Origin of the sequence: Microbacterium sp. (genome assembly GCF_047606685.1) — a bacterium.
GTDB lineage: Bacteria > Actinomycetota > Actinomycetes > Actinomycetales > Microbacteriaceae > Microbacterium.
The window spans coordinates 1-13,992 of the sequence record NZ_JASGEC010000058.1 but is presented as its reverse complement, the minus strand read 5'-3'; the positions used below and the strand labels follow the sequence as shown (position 1 = coordinate 13,992).

Sequence of the window (13,992 nt, the reverse complement as noted above, 5' to 3'; positions counted from 1 at the left end):
GCCTCATCCGCGAGGGCGAGGGCGTGGCCGCCCAGGTGCTCGTCAAGCTCGGCGCCGACCTGAACAAGGTGCGGCAGCAAGTCATCCAGCTGCTCAGCGGCTACCAGGGCAAAGAGCCCGCCGCCGTCTCCGGCGCCGCGCACGAGAGCCCGCAGTCCGCCCAGGGCGGCTCGGCCGTGCTCGACCAGTTCGGCCGCAACCTCACCCAGGCTGCGCGCGAGAACAAGCTCGACCCCGTGATCGGGCGCGAGAAGGAGATCGAGCGCGTCATGCAGATCCTGTCGCGCCGCTCCAAGAACAACCCCGTGCTGATCGGCGAGCCCGGCGTCGGCAAGACCGCCGTCGTGGAGGGCCTCGCGCAGGCCATCGTGAAGAACGAGGTGCCCGAGACGCTGAAGGACAAGCAGGTCTACTCGCTCGACCTCGGCTCGCTCATCGCCGGCTCCCGCTACCGCGGCGACTTCGAAGAGCGCCTGAAGAAGGTCACGAAGGAGATCCGCACCCGCGGCGACATCATCGTGTTCATCGATGAGATCCACACCCTCGTCGGCGCGGGCGCGGCGGAGGGCGCGATCGACGCGGCCTCGATCCTCAAGCCCCTCCTGGCCCGCGGCGAGCTGCAGACGATCGGCGCGACGACGCTCGACGAGTACCGCAAGCACTTCGAGAAGGATGCCGCACTCGAGCGCCGTTTCCAGCCGATCCAGGTCGCCGAGCCCAGCCTGCCGCACGCGATCAACATCCTGAAAGGCCTGCGCGACCGCTACGAGGCCCACCACAAGGTGCAGATCACGGATGGCGCGATCGTCGCCGCCGCGAACCTCGCCGACCGCTACGTGAGCGACCGGTTCCTGCCCGACAAGGCCATCGACCTGATCGACGAGGCGGGGGCGCGCCTGCGCCTGTCCATCCTCTCCAGCCCGCCCGAGCTGCGCGAGTTCGACGAGAAGATCGCGACCGTGCGCCAGGCCAAGGAGGCGGCGTCGGAGGAGCAGGACTTCGAGAAGGCCGCCTCTCTCCGCGACGAGGAGAAGAGCCTGCTGGCCGAGCGGCTGCGGCTGGAGAAGCAGTGGCGAAGCGGGGATGTCGCGTCCCACGCCGTGGTGGACGAGGGGCTCATCGCCGAAGTGCTCGCCCAGGCCACCGGCATCCCGGTCTTCAAGCTCACCGAGGAGGAGTCGAGCCGCCTCGTCTTCATGGAGAAGGCGCTGCACCAGCGCGTCATCGGCCAGGAGGAGGCGATCGCCGCGCTGTCGAAGACGATCCGCCGTCAGCGCGCAGGCCTGAAAGACCCCAAGCGCCCATCCGGGTCGTTCATCTTCGCCGGGCCCACCGGTGTCGGCAAGACCGAGCTGGCCAAGGCGCTCGCCGAGTTCCTGTTCGACGACGAGGGCGCGCTCATCTCGCTCGATATGAGCGAGTTCGGCGAGAAGCACACCGTCTCGCGGCTGTTCGGCGCCCCTCCCGGGTTCGTCGGCTTCGAGGAGGGCGGCCAGCTCACCGAGAAGGTGCGGCGCAAGCCGTTCTCGGTCGTGCTGTTCGACGAGATCGAGAAGGCGCACCCCGACATCTTCAACTCGCTCCTGCAGATTCTGGAGGAGGGCCGCCTCACCGACGGCCAAGGCCGTGTCGTCGACTTCAAGAACACCGTCATCATCATGACGACGAACCTGGGCGCGCGCGACATCGCGGGCGGCCCGGTCGGGTTCCAGGTCGAGGGCGACAGCGCCACGTCGTACGACCGCATGAAGGGCAAGGTCAACGAGGAGCTCAAGCGGCACTTCAAGCCCGAGTTCCTCAACCGCGTCGACGACATCATCGTGTTCCCGCAGCTGACCAAGCCCGAGCTCGTGCAGATCGTGGACCTGTTCACCAAGCGCCTCTCGGAGCGGCTGCTCGACCGCGACATGACGATCGAGCTGACGCTGGCCGCGAAGGAGAAGCTCATCGAGATCGGCTTCGACCCGGCGCTGGGCGCGCGGCCGCTGCGCCGCGCGATGCAGCACGAGGTCGAAGACCGGCTCAGCGAGAAGATCCTGCACGGCGAGCTGGAGGCCGGCGACCACGTGAAGGTCGACATCGAGAAGGGCGAGTTCACGTTCGACCACGGCCCGCGCGGCGAGAAGGTCGCGGTGGGCGTGGTTTCCGGCGGAGAGATCGCCGCGACCCCCGACCTGGCGGCGAACTCGTAAGAGGCTTCAGAGCGGAGCGACGTCGACCGAGACGCGCAGCGTCGAGCGCTTCGCCTTCGTGAAGATGATGCCCTTCACGGGCGAGACGTCGCCGTAGTCGCGCCCCCACGCGACGGTGACGTACCGGTCGTCGGCCCACTGGTCGTTCGTCGGGTCGATCGCGAGCCACTCGCCCCCCGGCGCCCACACGGCCAGCCACGCGTGCGAGGCGTCCGCCCCGAACACGCGCTCCTGCCCGGGCGCGGGACGGGTCGCGAGGTACCCGCTGACATACCGCGCCGCCACACCGTGCCCGCGCAGCCCCGACAGCGCGAGGTGCGCGAAATCCTGGCACACCCCCGCGCGCTTGCGCATCGCGTCGGCGACGGTGCTGGTGACGGTGGTGGCCGTGCTGTCGTAGTCGAAGTCGGCGTGGATCCGGTGCATCAGGTCGCTCACCGCCTCGCCGAGCGGGCGGCCGGGGAGAAGGGATGCCGCGGCGTACTCGCGCGCGGACTGCTCCAGCGCCGCGCGCGGGGACTCCAGCGCGAACTCGGTCGCGCTCCACGCTCCGGTCGTGTCAGGGGCGAGCAGTGGCCGCGCGTTCTCCCACGGCTGTGACAGGGCCGCCTCGCTGTACTCCGGCGTTGTGACCTCGACCTCGCTCGTGGATTCGATGCTCAGCCGCGAGTGCGGGTCGGTGACGTGGAAGTAGGTGACCGAGTTGCCGAAATAGTCGATATCGCGCTCTACGTCGCTGGGCGCGGGGTCGACGGTGACCGCGTGCGACGACACCGTCTGCCACGGCAGCTCGCGGGGGATGAGATGGAACTGCCCCACGCTGTCTTGCACGCGGCCGCTGTAGGCGTAGTCGGTGCGATGGAAGACCCGGTATCTCACGCGCGCGCCCTCTCCTCGATGAGCGACAGCGACGACATCGCCTGCGGCGGCGGGCCGGCCTCGAAGTGCAGCTCGTCGATCGCGTCGGCCAGCTGCGAGAGCCTCGTGACGGTGTCGGAGAGGAACCGCGCGAGCCGGCGGCGCCGCTCCCCGTGCGCCTGTGCGAGCTGCGCGACGTCGACGTCGCGCAGCTCGCTCTCCAGGTGCTCGACGAGTCGCTCCGGACGCGTCGATCCGGTGGACGCCGGCATCTCGGCGAGGTGCGCGCGCACCTCGCCGAGGGCGAACGCGAGCGAGCGGGGGTTGCCGCCGTCGAGCAGCAGCAGCTCGAGCGCGTCGGAGGCGCGCACCGACCCGCGGTAGCGGCGGCGGTGCGTCACGATGCTCTCCGCCGCGGTCAGCAGCGTCTCGAGCATGTCGCGGTCCGCGTGCTGCCCGCCCCGCTTGCCCATGGTCGCCGCCAGCAGCCGGCACACCTGCAGACCTCGCTCCAGGTGGCGACCGGTCTCGATCATGTGCCACCCGGCATCCCGGATCATGCTCGCCGTGATGCCGTACAGCGACAGGGTCGCCGCCAGCATCCGCCCGCCCGATTCGGCGGTGCGGTGCGAGCGGGACGACGCGCGCAGCGCCTTGGTGGCGCGATCGATGCTGGAGAAGACGCGCCAGGTGTCGCCGGAGAGCTGGTCGCGCACTCCTTCCAGCGCGTCGCGGAGCCGGGCGAGCGAGTGCGCCGCCGAGCCGGGGCGACCGGTGTCGAGCAGCAGCGAGCGCAGCTCGGCCTCGAGGTCGGCCGCGGGCGCGCCGGCGAGGCTTTTCAGCGCGGCGCGCAGGGCCCGCACGCTCTGGCTCGACTCCGCGCCGACTCCGCGCTCGTCGAGCTGGGCCTGCGTGGTCAGCAGCAGCCGGAGGAGGTCTTCGGCGCGCTCGGCATAGCGGCCCGCCCAGAACATGTCCTCCAGGGCGCGCGGGCCGAGGGCGGGGGCGGAGCGGGCGACCGGCAGCGGCAGCACCTCGGGAAGGCCCTGGTCGGGGTCGGCGACCGCCGACTTCAGCACCCACACGTCCTTCGCGATCGGGGCGTCGTCGGGTCGCTCGCGCACCGTCGCCATGCCGCCCACGAGCGGGCGGTACGCCGATCCGTAGCGCAGGGTGAACGCGCGGAACACGAGCCCGCGCGCGTCGACTCGGCCGCCTCCGGTGTCCCACACCGGCGCCTGCGAGAGCGGCAGTCGCTCTTGGCCGGCGAACCGGTGCGGGGCGGCGAGCACGCGCTCGCGCACCTGGTGCGGGTCGAGCCCCGCCAGCGCGCGGCGCGGCGCGTCGATGAGCCGCACCGCGAGCGTCGGGTCGCCCGCCGCCAGCCGGTCGAGCACGAGCTCGCGCGCGCACGGGTCGCCGCACCACCACGTCGGCACGGACGGCAGGCGCAGCTGCTCGCCGAGCAACGTCTCGCACACCGCGGGCAGGAACGGCATGAGCGCCGGGTTCTCCAGCACGCCCGCGCCGAGCCCGTTGACCAGGCGCACCCGCCCGCGCCGCACCGCCTCGGCGAGGCCCGCGACGCCGAGCTGCGAGTGGGCGCGCAGCTCGAGCGGGTCGCACCAGTCGGCGTCCACGCGCCGCAGAATGACATCGACGCGCTCGCTCGGCGCGGCGGTGGGCCAGCCGGCCGGCTTCATCCACACCCACCCGTCGCGCACGACGAGGTCCTCGCCCTGCACGAGCGGGAACCCGAGCACGTTCGCGAGGAACGCCTGGTCGAACGCCGTCTCGGAGTACGTGCCGGGCGAGAGCACGACGACGCGAGGCTCGGCGACATCCGCCGCCGACTCGATGAGCGCTGCCCGCAACGCCGCGTAGTACGGCTCGACGCGGTGCAGGCCGCTCTCGTGGTACAGCTCGGGCAGCACTTGCGAGATGACGCGACGGTTCTCCATCGCGTAGCCGAGGCCGGACGGGGCCTGCACGCGGTCGGCGAGCACGTGCCACTCGCCCGCGGCGTCGCGTCCCAGGTCGGTGCCCGTCAGTACGAGCGGAGTGGCGTCCGGGCGGGTCGGGCGGGCGAGGGGGCGCGCGAACCCGGCATGCCCCAGCACCGCCGCGGCCGGCACGACACCGGTCGACAGCAGCCGCTGCGGACCATACAGGTCGGCGAGCAGCGCGTTCAGCAATTCGGCGCGCTGCGCGAGGCCGACCTCCAACCGCGACCAGGTCGCGGCGTCGATGATGAGTGGCACCGGGTCGAGCTGCCACGCCTGCGGCCCGGTGTCGGAGCGCACGTAGCTCACGCCGTCGTCGGCGAGGAAGCGGGTGATCTCGCCGTCGAGGCGGCGCAATTCGTCGGGGGTGAGGCCGAGGGCGACGGATGCCACGCCCTTCCACGCTGTGCGGAACGCGCCGTCGGGAGCGACGACCTCGTCGTAGCGTGGCGCGACGTCGTCGGTGACGACCAGCGGCGGCCGGGTGACGGCGTCGGCGTAGTCGCGCAGCAGGCTCACGAGACCTTCACCCCCCGGAAGGGCGGCGCCGACTCGAGCTGACAGCGGAACCGCACCATTGCATAGTATTCGTCCGGCGCGGGCGCCTGTGACGGCGCCGCGGGCGGAATAGGCTGGACGGGTGCCACACGATCAGGACGCCTACACGGTGCGGCCCGCCGTCACAGCGGATGTTCCCGGCATCCTGGCCCTGCTCGAGCCGTACGTGGACCGCCGCATCCTGCTCGGCAAAGACCTCGTCGTGCTCTACGAGTCGGTGCAGCAGTTCCTCGTCGCCGAGGACCGCGAGGGCCGGTTGATCGGATGCGGCGCCCTGCACGTGATGTGGGAGGACATCGGCGAGATCCGCACGCTCATCGTCGCCGACGACTGGCTGCACCACGGCGTCGGCCGCGCGCTGGTGGAGGCGCTGGAGGTGGAGGCGAGCACGCTCGGGCTGCGCCGCCTGTTCTGCTTGACGTTCGAGGTGGACTTCTTCGCGCGCCGCGGATTCGAGCCCATCGGCGAGCAGGTCGTCGACCCCGATGTGTACTCGCAGCTCATCCGCTCGCCCGACGAGGGCGTCGCCGAGTTCCTCGACCTCGCGCACGTGAAGCCGAACACGCTCGGCAATACCCGCATGCTCAAGACGCTCTGACCCGCGCCGGGCGCGCCATCGCGCCGGCAGGGATGCCGCGGCCTACCCTGGGCGCATGTCAGGCCCGTCCTCGCCCCGCCGCCGGCACTCCCCGGCCGTGTACCGGCGCCGGCGCATTGTCGTCCTCCTCGCGCTCGTCGTGGTCGCCGCGCTCGTGTGGCTGCTGATCGCCCAGCCGTGGCGTGGCTCGGCGGCGGCGCCCACACCGACAACCACTGCGAAGCAGAGCGCGCTGTCTCTTCCCGTGCCCGATGACGAGGAGGCGAGCCCGACGCCGTCATCGACGAAGAAGGCGACGCCGACGTCCACTCCGACCCCGGACCCGTCGTCGACCGCCGCCACGGTCGCCGCGTGCAAGGCGGCCGATCTGAGTGTCGAGCCGATCGTGGACAAAGACTCCTACCGGGCCAACCAGAAGCCCAAGTTCTCCATCGCGCTGAAGAACACCGGCGACACGGACTGCACGCTGAACGTCGGCACGAGTACGCAGAAGTTCGTCGTGACCAGCGGCAGCGACGTGTGGTGGCGATCGACGGACTGCCAGTCCAAATCCAGCGACCAGGTGGTCCTGCTGGCCGCGGGCCAGCGCGTGGAGAGCGCCAAGCCCGTGCAGTGGGACCGCACGCGCTCGTCCGTGAAGAGCTGCGACGACTCGGATCGGGCCCGCGCGACCGGCGGCGGCGCCTCGTACCACCTCAGCGTCGAGATTGGCGGCGTAGAGTCGGACGAGACGAAGCAATTCCTCCTGTACTAGCCCGAGGAGCACGCCATGGCGATCGCCACGACGAACCCGTACACCGGTCAGATCGAGAAGACATTCGAGCCGCACAGCGACGAGGAGGTCGACCGCCGCATCGCGTCGGCGCACGCGGCCTTCGACACGCTGCGCGGGACGACCTTCACGCAGCGCGCGGAGTGGATGCGGGCGGGCGCCCAGCTCATGGAGGACGACATCGAGCATCTCGCCCGGCTCATCACGATAGAGATGGGCCGGCCCATCAAGGGGGCGCGCGCCGAAGTGCTCAAGTCGGCCAAGGGGATGCGCTACTACGCCGACCACGCCGAGGAGTTCCTCGCGCCCGAGTCGCTCGACGACGCGAGCGCGGTCAGCGCGTCCGCCGCCGGCACGCGCTACGACCCGATCGGCATCATCCTTGCCGTCATGCCGTGGAACTATCCGCTGTGGCAAGTGCTGCGCTTCGCCGCGCCCGCGCTCATGGCGGGCAACACCGGACTGCTCAAGCACGCGTCGAACGTGCCGCAGGCGGCGCTGTACCTCGACACGCTGTTCGAGCGCGCGGGCTTCCCGGTGGGGGCGTTCCACACGCTGCTGATCCCGGCCTCGGGCGTCGAGCGGGTGCTCCGCGACCCGCGCGTGAAGGCGACGACGCTCACCGGCTCCGAGCCGGCCGGGCGCTCACTGGCATCCATCGCCGGCTCCGAGGTCAAGCACGTCGTGCTCGAGCTCGGCGGCTCCGACCCGTTCGTCGTGATGCCCAGCGCCGACGTCGAGAAGGCTGCCACGGTCGCCGTCACCGCCCGCAACCAGAACAACGGCCAGTCGTGCATCGCCGCGAAGCGGTTCATCGTGCACGCCGACGTCTACGACGAGTTCACGCGGCTGTTCGCCGACAAGGTCGCGGCCCTCACGGTGGGCGACCCCCTCGACGAGCAGACGGATGTCGGTCCGCTCGCCACCGAGTCGGGTCGCGACGAGCTGGCGGAGCAGGTCGCCGACGCCGTCGCCAAGGGCGCGACCGTGCTCGCAGGGGGCAGCGCTCCCGATCGGGACGGCTGGTTCTTCGCGCCGACCGTGCTCGAGGCGGTCACGCCCGACATGCGCCTGTACCTGGAGGAGGCGTTCGGGCCCGTCGCGACGGTCTATCGCGTGTCGAGCCGCGAGGAGGCGCTCGCGATCGCGAACGGCACCACCTTCGGGCTGAGCTCGGCGGTGTGGACGAACGACGCGGAGGAGGAGGACTGGTTCGTGCGGAATCTGGATGCCGGCGCCGTCTTCGTCAACGGGATGACCGCGTCGTTCCCCGAGCTGCCGTTCGGCGGGGTTAAGGACTCGGGCGTCGGCCGCGAGCTGGCGGCAGTCGGAATGCGCGAGTTCTGCAATCTCAAGACGGTGTGGAAGGCTTAATCCCTGTCCCCCGAAATGGGGACAGACAACTTCTTGCGCACTCGCGTAACATGGGTGACAGCTCCTGCAACAGAGGGTTCGTCACTGTCCCCAGCAGCTAGAGCCGGATCGTCCCCAGCGAATCGGCGTTCGAACCCCGCGGCGAGCATTTAGGGCCCTCTCGAGTCGTCCAGTCCCCAATGGAGGATTCGAGAGGGCCCCTTCCCTGTCTCCAGACAGGCACAGCGAAAACGTGCGACTTGCCTGCAGCTGCGAGGCGTCCCCACGCCCTCGCTTCGGTACTTCGAACGTACTCCGACCGGTCCGCGCGGACGAGGGTCTTGAGGGAAAGCTGACTCTTCCGTTACCTATCCGTGACCTACGGATTCCGCAGGTTTCTGTGCAGATGAATGGACTTGGCGCGCCGTGGCGAGTGTTGCCAGCGAGATTTGTTTATTTCCTTTGACCTGGGATTTTTATCGCACGGTCGGGCAGTGCCTCGCACAGTGCCGGCGCGTGCGGAATCCATAGTCGGCGCGCTGGCGGCCCGCGCGCGGCTCATCGCCGCGCGGTATCAGAAATCGGGCAGATCGTCGAGCGGCGCGCGCCCGGCGACCGCCGCACCGCCGCGCAAGTCGTCCAACGCGCCGCGCAGAGTCTCGGAGAACGAGTCGACGAGATTGCGGTAGCCGAGCCGTTCCGCCTCGCCGCGCCGCTGCGCCGCTTGCGTCACGGGCCGGATCTCGCCGGCGAGAGTGAGCTCGCCGACGGCGGCGACGCCCGCCGGCAGTGTGCGGTCGAGCACCGAGTTGGCAACCGCGATCGCGATCGCGAGGTCGGCGGCGGGCTCGACGAGGCGGACCCCGCCGACGGTCGACACGTACACGTCTTGATCGGACACCGGGATGCCGGCCCGCCGCTCGAGCACCGCGAGCACCATCGCCACGCGCGCGCTGTCGACGCCGCTGACGACGCGCCGCGGGTTGGGCCCGCCGTTCTTGATGGTCAGCGCCTGCACCTCGACGGGCAGAGCGCGCCGGCCCTCCACCGCGATCGTCACGCATGTGCCGGGCACCGCCGCTCCTCGGCCGAGGAACAGCGCGCTCGGGTCGGGCACTTCGTCGATGCCCGTGCCGGTCATGTCGAAGCATCCCACCTCGTCGGTCGGGCCGAAGCGGTTCTTCAGAGCGCGCACGAATCGCAGCGACGTCTGCCGGTCGCCTTCGAAGTGGCACACGACGTCGACCAGGTGCTCGAGGATGCGTGGGCCGGCGATCGAGCCGTCTTTCGTGACATGCCCGACCACGATGACCGGCAGGCCGCGCTCCTTCGCCAGCCGGATGAGGGCGGATGCGACCTCGCGCACCTGGCTCGGGTGCCCCGCGATGCCGTCGGAGTGCGCGGACGACACCGTCTGCACGGAGTCGACGATGAGCAGCTCGGGCTCGACCTCGTCGACGTGCCCGAGGATCGTCGCGAGATCGGTCTCGCTGGCCAGGAACAGCTCGTCGTGCAGCGCGCCCGTGCGCTCGGCGCGCAGCCGCACCTGCGCCGACGACTCCTCGGCGGTCGCGTAGAGCACGCGGCGCCCGGCCAGCGCGCTGTGCGCGGCGACCTCGAGCAGCAGGGTCGACTTGCCGACGCCCGGCTCGCCGCTGAGCAGGATTGCTGCGCCGGGGACGAGCCCGCCGCCGAGCACGCGGTCGAACTCGCCGACGCCGGTGGTGCGCCGCGGCGTCTCGCTCGTGTCGAACGCCGTGATCGGCCGGGCGGCGCGCGCGGCGCCCGGCGCGACGGGCTCGATGCGGCGGGCGATGCCGGTCTGCTCGGCGGCCTCGACGACGGTGCCCCACTGCTGGCACTCGCCGCAGCGGCCGGCCCAGCGCAGAGTGGTCCAGCCGCACTCGGTGCACCGGTACGGCGCTGTCGCGTTGGAGCGTCGTGCGGCCATGTGTCTCAGCGTACGGCGGGCCGCCGACATCCCGCCGCCGTGCTCTCCACCAGAGTGCGGGTTGTCGGTTGAGTTGCCGCGATCCGCGCTGGCGCCTGCGAATCGTGACCACTGAAGCCTTCGGCCGGGCGCGTAGGATGCGGAGACGTGCCACGTGGGAGGAGCAGCCGATGAGCGAGCAGGACGCCGGACCCTTCGCGCGCCCGCTGTCGAGCGACCTCGAGGGCCTGCGGCTCGAGGAATGCTGGGACGCGCTGCGGTCGGCGTCGCTCGGCCGGCTCGCGGTGCTGGGGCCCGATGGCGCGCCCGACATCTTCCCGATGAACTACACCGTCAGCGAGGAGCGCATCTTCGTGCGCTCGGCCCCCGGCGCCAAGCTCGTCGACCTCGCCCGCGATCCGCGCGTGGCATTCGAGGTGGACTCCGTCGGCGACATCGTGTGGAGCGTCGTGGTGCGCGGCACGGCCGCGCGCCTCGACGCCGACGACGAGATCGAGGCATCCGGAGTGCTCGACCTGCGCAGCGCGAGCCCGACCGGCAAGCAGGACTTCATCCGCATCAGCCCCCGCGAGATCACGGGCCGGCGGTTCCGCTCGGCGCTGCGGCGCTGAGCTCCGCGCGGGGCTCAGCGGTTGGCGGCATCCTGCGGGGTGACGTACACTCGTGGGCGGTGACGTGTCCGAGCGGCCGAAGGTGCAACTCTCGAAAAGTTGTGTAGGGTAACCCCCTACCGTGGGTTCAAATCCCACCGTCACCGCGTTTGTGGAAGCCCCGCGAACCCTTGGAAACAGGGGATCGCGGGGCTTCACTCATACGACGACACATTCTCGTCGTTCGCTGGCGGGGTTGCTCCAGATCAGGCTATTTCGCGTAGTCAGGACGATTCGCGCCGGATCGGCCTGACTGCGCGAGATCAGGAGATTTCGCGGAGTCGGCACGGGAGTGCAGCGCTGCGAGGGCGCGGGATATCGTCGAGGCGTGGGCACAGACGACACCCGCGACCCGCTCGGGCTCGCCGCCGACGCACCCCTGCTCGACGCGTGGCTGCGGTTCACCGCGGGGGCGCGCGACGGCGCCGTGACGCCGTTCAGCATCCCCGGACACAAGCACCGCGCCGACCTCGTCGGCGAGGTGGTGCGTGGCGACGTGCCGCTGTTCGCCGGGCTCGACACGATGAAGCAGTCCGAGGGGCTCCTCGCGCTCGCCGAGTCGCGCGCGGCCGACGCGTGGGGCGTGGACTGGTGCCGGATGTCGGTGGGCGGATCCACGCACGCGAACCAGGCTGCGCTGCTCGCGCTCGGTGAGCCGGGTCAGCCGGTCGTCGTCTCGCGCACTCTGCACCGCTCGGTGCTGCTCGGCCTCGTGCTCAGCGGTCTGCGCCCGGTGTGGGTGCGGCCCGAGCTCGACGAGGCGACCGGACTGCCGGCCGCGGTCCCGGTCGACGCCGTGGCCGCCGCGCTCGCTGCGCACCCCGACGCGTGCGGCGTTGTGCTGGGCGACCCGTCGTACGTGGGCACGCTGTCCGACATCGAAGGCCTCGCGGGCACCGCGCACGCGGTGGGCGTGCCGCTCGTGGTGGATGCCGCGTGGGCGGCGTATTTCGGGTTCTCACCGCACGTGCCGGCGCACGCGCTCGCGCTCGGGGCGGACGCGCTGGTGACGAGCGCGCACAAGACCCTCCCCGCGTGGAGCCAGGGCGCGCTGCTGCTCGCGCGCACGACGCGATCCGGCGGTCTGCTCGACGCGGACCGGCTCGAGCGGGGGTTCGAGGCATCCCACACCACCAGCCCGTCGGGGGCGATCTTGGCGAGTGTGGATGCTTCGCGCGCCCTGCTGCAGCGCCACGGAGCCGACCTGGTCGTCCGCCTCGTCACGCTCGTGGCCGACGCGCGCACGGTGCTGGCCGCGATTCCCGGCGTCGAGGTGCTGCGCGACCGCCCGCCGGACGACCGGCGCGGCGGGCTGCGAGTCGACCCCGCCAAGCTCGTCGTGCTGCTCGCGGGCTCGGGCGCGCACGGCCACGATGTCGAAGCCGAGCTGCTCGCCGAGGGGATCACGCTGGAGATGGCCGACCGCGACGTGCTGGTGCCGATGGTCACGATGGCCGACGACAAGCGCTCTGTGGCACGCCTCGTGGACGCCCTCGCCCGGGCGATCGAGCGGCATCGGGGCGCGCCGCGGCGCGCCGCCGCATCCTCCGCCTGGACCGTGCGCGCCGACACCGCGACCGATCCGCGGACGGCCTTCTTCGCGCGGCACGAGGCGGTCGCCGCCGACGACGCGGTGGGGCGGGTGTGCGCCGAGCTCGTCGCGCCCTACCCGCCCGGGGTGCCCGTGCTCGCGCCCGGCGAGGTCGTGTCGGTCGCCGCGCTCGACGCGCTGCGGGCGGCCCTCGCCGACGGCGGGCGCATCGCCTACGCGGCCGACCCGACCCTGCGGACGGTGCAGGTCGTCGGCTGAGCTGCGCGTCGTCGTAGACTGCACCCCATGGCTGACACGCCGACGGAGCCGGCAGCTCTGGCCGATCGGGAGCATCCCGCCGCCGAGCGCACGTTCACCGACGCGCACGGCGTCGAGATCGTGTACGACGTCTACGTCGCTGACGGCGTGCCGCGCGGCGTGGTGCAGATCTCGCACGGCGTCGGTGAGCACGCCCGTCGCTACACGGCGCTCGCCGGCGCGCTCGCCGCGGCGGGATTCACGGTGTACGCCGACGACCACCGCGGCCACGGCCGCACGGGCATGCGCCAGCACGGCGGAGACGCGGCCAAGCTCGGCAAGCTGGGCGTCGGCGGGCACCGCGCCGCGGTCGCCGCGGTGTGGCAGCTTACACAACGGATCCGCGACGAGAACCCCGGCCTGCCCCTCATCCTGATCGGGCACTCGTGGGGGTCGTTCCTCGCGCAGATCCTGCTCAACCAGCATCCGGATGCCTACGACGCGGTCGTGCTCAGCGGATCGGGGCTGCGCTGGCCCGGGTCGCTCAACGCGGGCGACCTCAACGCGCCGTGGAAGGCGACGGATGCCATGGGCACCGAGTGGCTGTCGTCCGACCTGTCGGTCGGGCGAGCGTTCCTCGACGACCCGCTCACCACGAGCGTGCCGATCCAGAAGCTGTTCGGGGTGGCGGAAGGCTTGCGGATCTACGGCTTGCCGCGTCGGCGGCTGGGTCGCGACGTCCCGATTCTTCTGCTCGTCGGCCGCGACGACACCGTGGGCGGCCCGCGCAGTGTGCACCGGCTGGCCGCCGCGTACCGCTCGCGCTCGGGGCTGACGGATGTCACGACGCTCGTCTATCCCGACGCGCGCCACGAGGTCTTCAACGAGGTCGTGCAGCACGAGGTGCGTGCCGACGTGCTCGCGTGGCTCGACGCGCGCTTTCCGGCCCGCGACTGATCGGCCCGCCCACGGGGGGCCGGCGCTCGGGTGGCCCGCCCGCGGGTGGCCGGCGCTCGGGTGGCCCGCCCGCGGGTGGCCGGCGCTCGGGTGGCCAGCGCTCAGCAGTCGCTTGTCGCGGGTGCTCGGAGCGCGCATCCGCAGGTGGCACCTGCGGAGCGGGGAATGGGATGCTGCGCAGTCGCTTTGTGCGGGTGTGGGGGCGGCGGCATCCGCACGAAGCGACTGCGGAGCTGAAGCGGGGGCGCGGGCGTGGCCCGGGCGTGGCGCGGGCGCGCCGCCGGCGCGGGGTCAGTACGAGCGGGCGCGGC

The 13,992-nt window shown here is 71.6% G+C and carries 10 protein-coding genes and 1 tRNA gene; 8 read left to right on the top strand and 3 right to left on the bottom strand.

From position 1 onward, the window contains the following. A partial coding sequence (locus tag QM611_RS06625) for an ATP-dependent Clp protease ATP-binding subunit (RefSeq protein WP_415079119.1) occupies positions 1–2,192 on the top strand: 2,192 nt, incomplete at its 5' end. Between the two features lie 6 nt (positions 2,193–2,198). On the opposite strand, the gene QM611_RS06620 is transcribed toward QM611_RS06625, so the two are convergent. Further along, a complete protein-coding gene (locus QM611_RS06620; protein WP_415079118.1) occupies positions 2,199–3,071 on the bottom strand; it encodes a transglutaminase family protein in 873 nt (290 codons plus the stop codon). Next, on the bottom strand, positions 3,068–5,572 hold the full coding sequence (locus tag QM611_RS06615) for a circularly permuted type 2 ATP-grasp protein (RefSeq protein ID WP_415079117.1): 2,505 nt from the start codon (positions 5,570–5,572) through the stop codon (positions 3,068–3,070). The genes QM611_RS06620 and QM611_RS06615 overlap by 4 nt, the downstream gene beginning before the upstream one ends. A gap of 121 nt (positions 5,573–5,693) precedes the next feature. On the opposite strand from QM611_RS06615, the gene QM611_RS06610 reads away from it, so the two are divergent. The 3 genes from QM611_RS06610 to QM611_RS06600 are packed head-to-tail and all read left to right on the top strand — an operon-like array spanning position 5,694 to position 8,355. Continuing rightward, positions 5,694–6,209, top strand: coding sequence for an amino-acid N-acetyltransferase (locus QM611_RS06610; RefSeq protein WP_415079116.1), 516 nt, complete (start codon positions 5,694–5,696; stop codon positions 6,207–6,209). A 55-nt stretch (positions 6,210–6,264) separates the two neighbouring features. Next, positions 6,265–6,963 carry a hypothetical protein gene (locus QM611_RS06605; protein ID WP_415079115.1) on the top strand — a complete coding sequence of 233 codons (699 nt, stop codon included), beginning with the start codon at positions 6,265–6,267 and terminating at the stop codon, positions 6,961–6,963. 15 nt (positions 6,964–6,978) lie between these two features. Continuing rightward, positions 6,979–8,355 carry an NADP-dependent succinic semialdehyde dehydrogenase gene (locus QM611_RS06600; protein WP_415079114.1) on the top strand — a complete coding sequence of 459 codons (1,377 nt, stop codon included), beginning with the start codon at positions 6,979–6,981 and terminating at the stop codon, positions 8,353–8,355. A 553-nt stretch (positions 8,356–8,908) separates the two neighbouring features. On the opposite strand, the gene radA is transcribed toward QM611_RS06600, so the two are convergent. Then, positions 8,909–10,285 (bottom strand): DNA repair protein RadA, encoded by a 1,377-nt coding sequence (radA, locus tag QM611_RS06595; RefSeq protein ID WP_415079113.1) that lies wholly within the window; start codon positions 10,283–10,285, stop codon positions 8,909–8,911. Positions 10,286–10,455: 170 nt separating this feature from the next. On the opposite strand from radA, the gene QM611_RS06590 reads away from it, so the two are divergent. The 4 genes from QM611_RS06590 (at position 10,456) to QM611_RS06575 (ending at position 13,681) form a co-directional block, all read left to right on the top strand. Next, on the top strand, positions 10,456–10,896 hold the full coding sequence (locus tag QM611_RS06590) for a pyridoxamine 5'-phosphate oxidase family protein (protein ID WP_415079112.1): 441 nt from the start codon (positions 10,456–10,458) through the stop codon (positions 10,894–10,896). Positions 10,897–10,954: 58 nt separating this feature from the next. Then, positions 10,955–11,042: transfer RNA gene (locus QM611_RS06585), tRNA-Ser, on the top strand. A 221-nt stretch (positions 11,043–11,263) separates the two neighbouring features. Beyond that, positions 11,264–12,745 carry an aminotransferase class I/II-fold pyridoxal phosphate-dependent enzyme gene (locus QM611_RS06580; protein WP_415079111.1) on the top strand — a complete coding sequence of 494 codons (1,482 nt, stop codon included), beginning with the start codon at positions 11,264–11,266 and terminating at the stop codon, positions 12,743–12,745. Between the two features lie 27 nt (positions 12,746–12,772). Next, a complete protein-coding gene (locus QM611_RS06575; protein WP_415079110.1) occupies positions 12,773–13,681 on the top strand; it encodes an alpha/beta hydrolase in 909 nt (302 codons plus the stop codon). Positions 13,682–13,992: the final 311 nt, after the last annotated feature.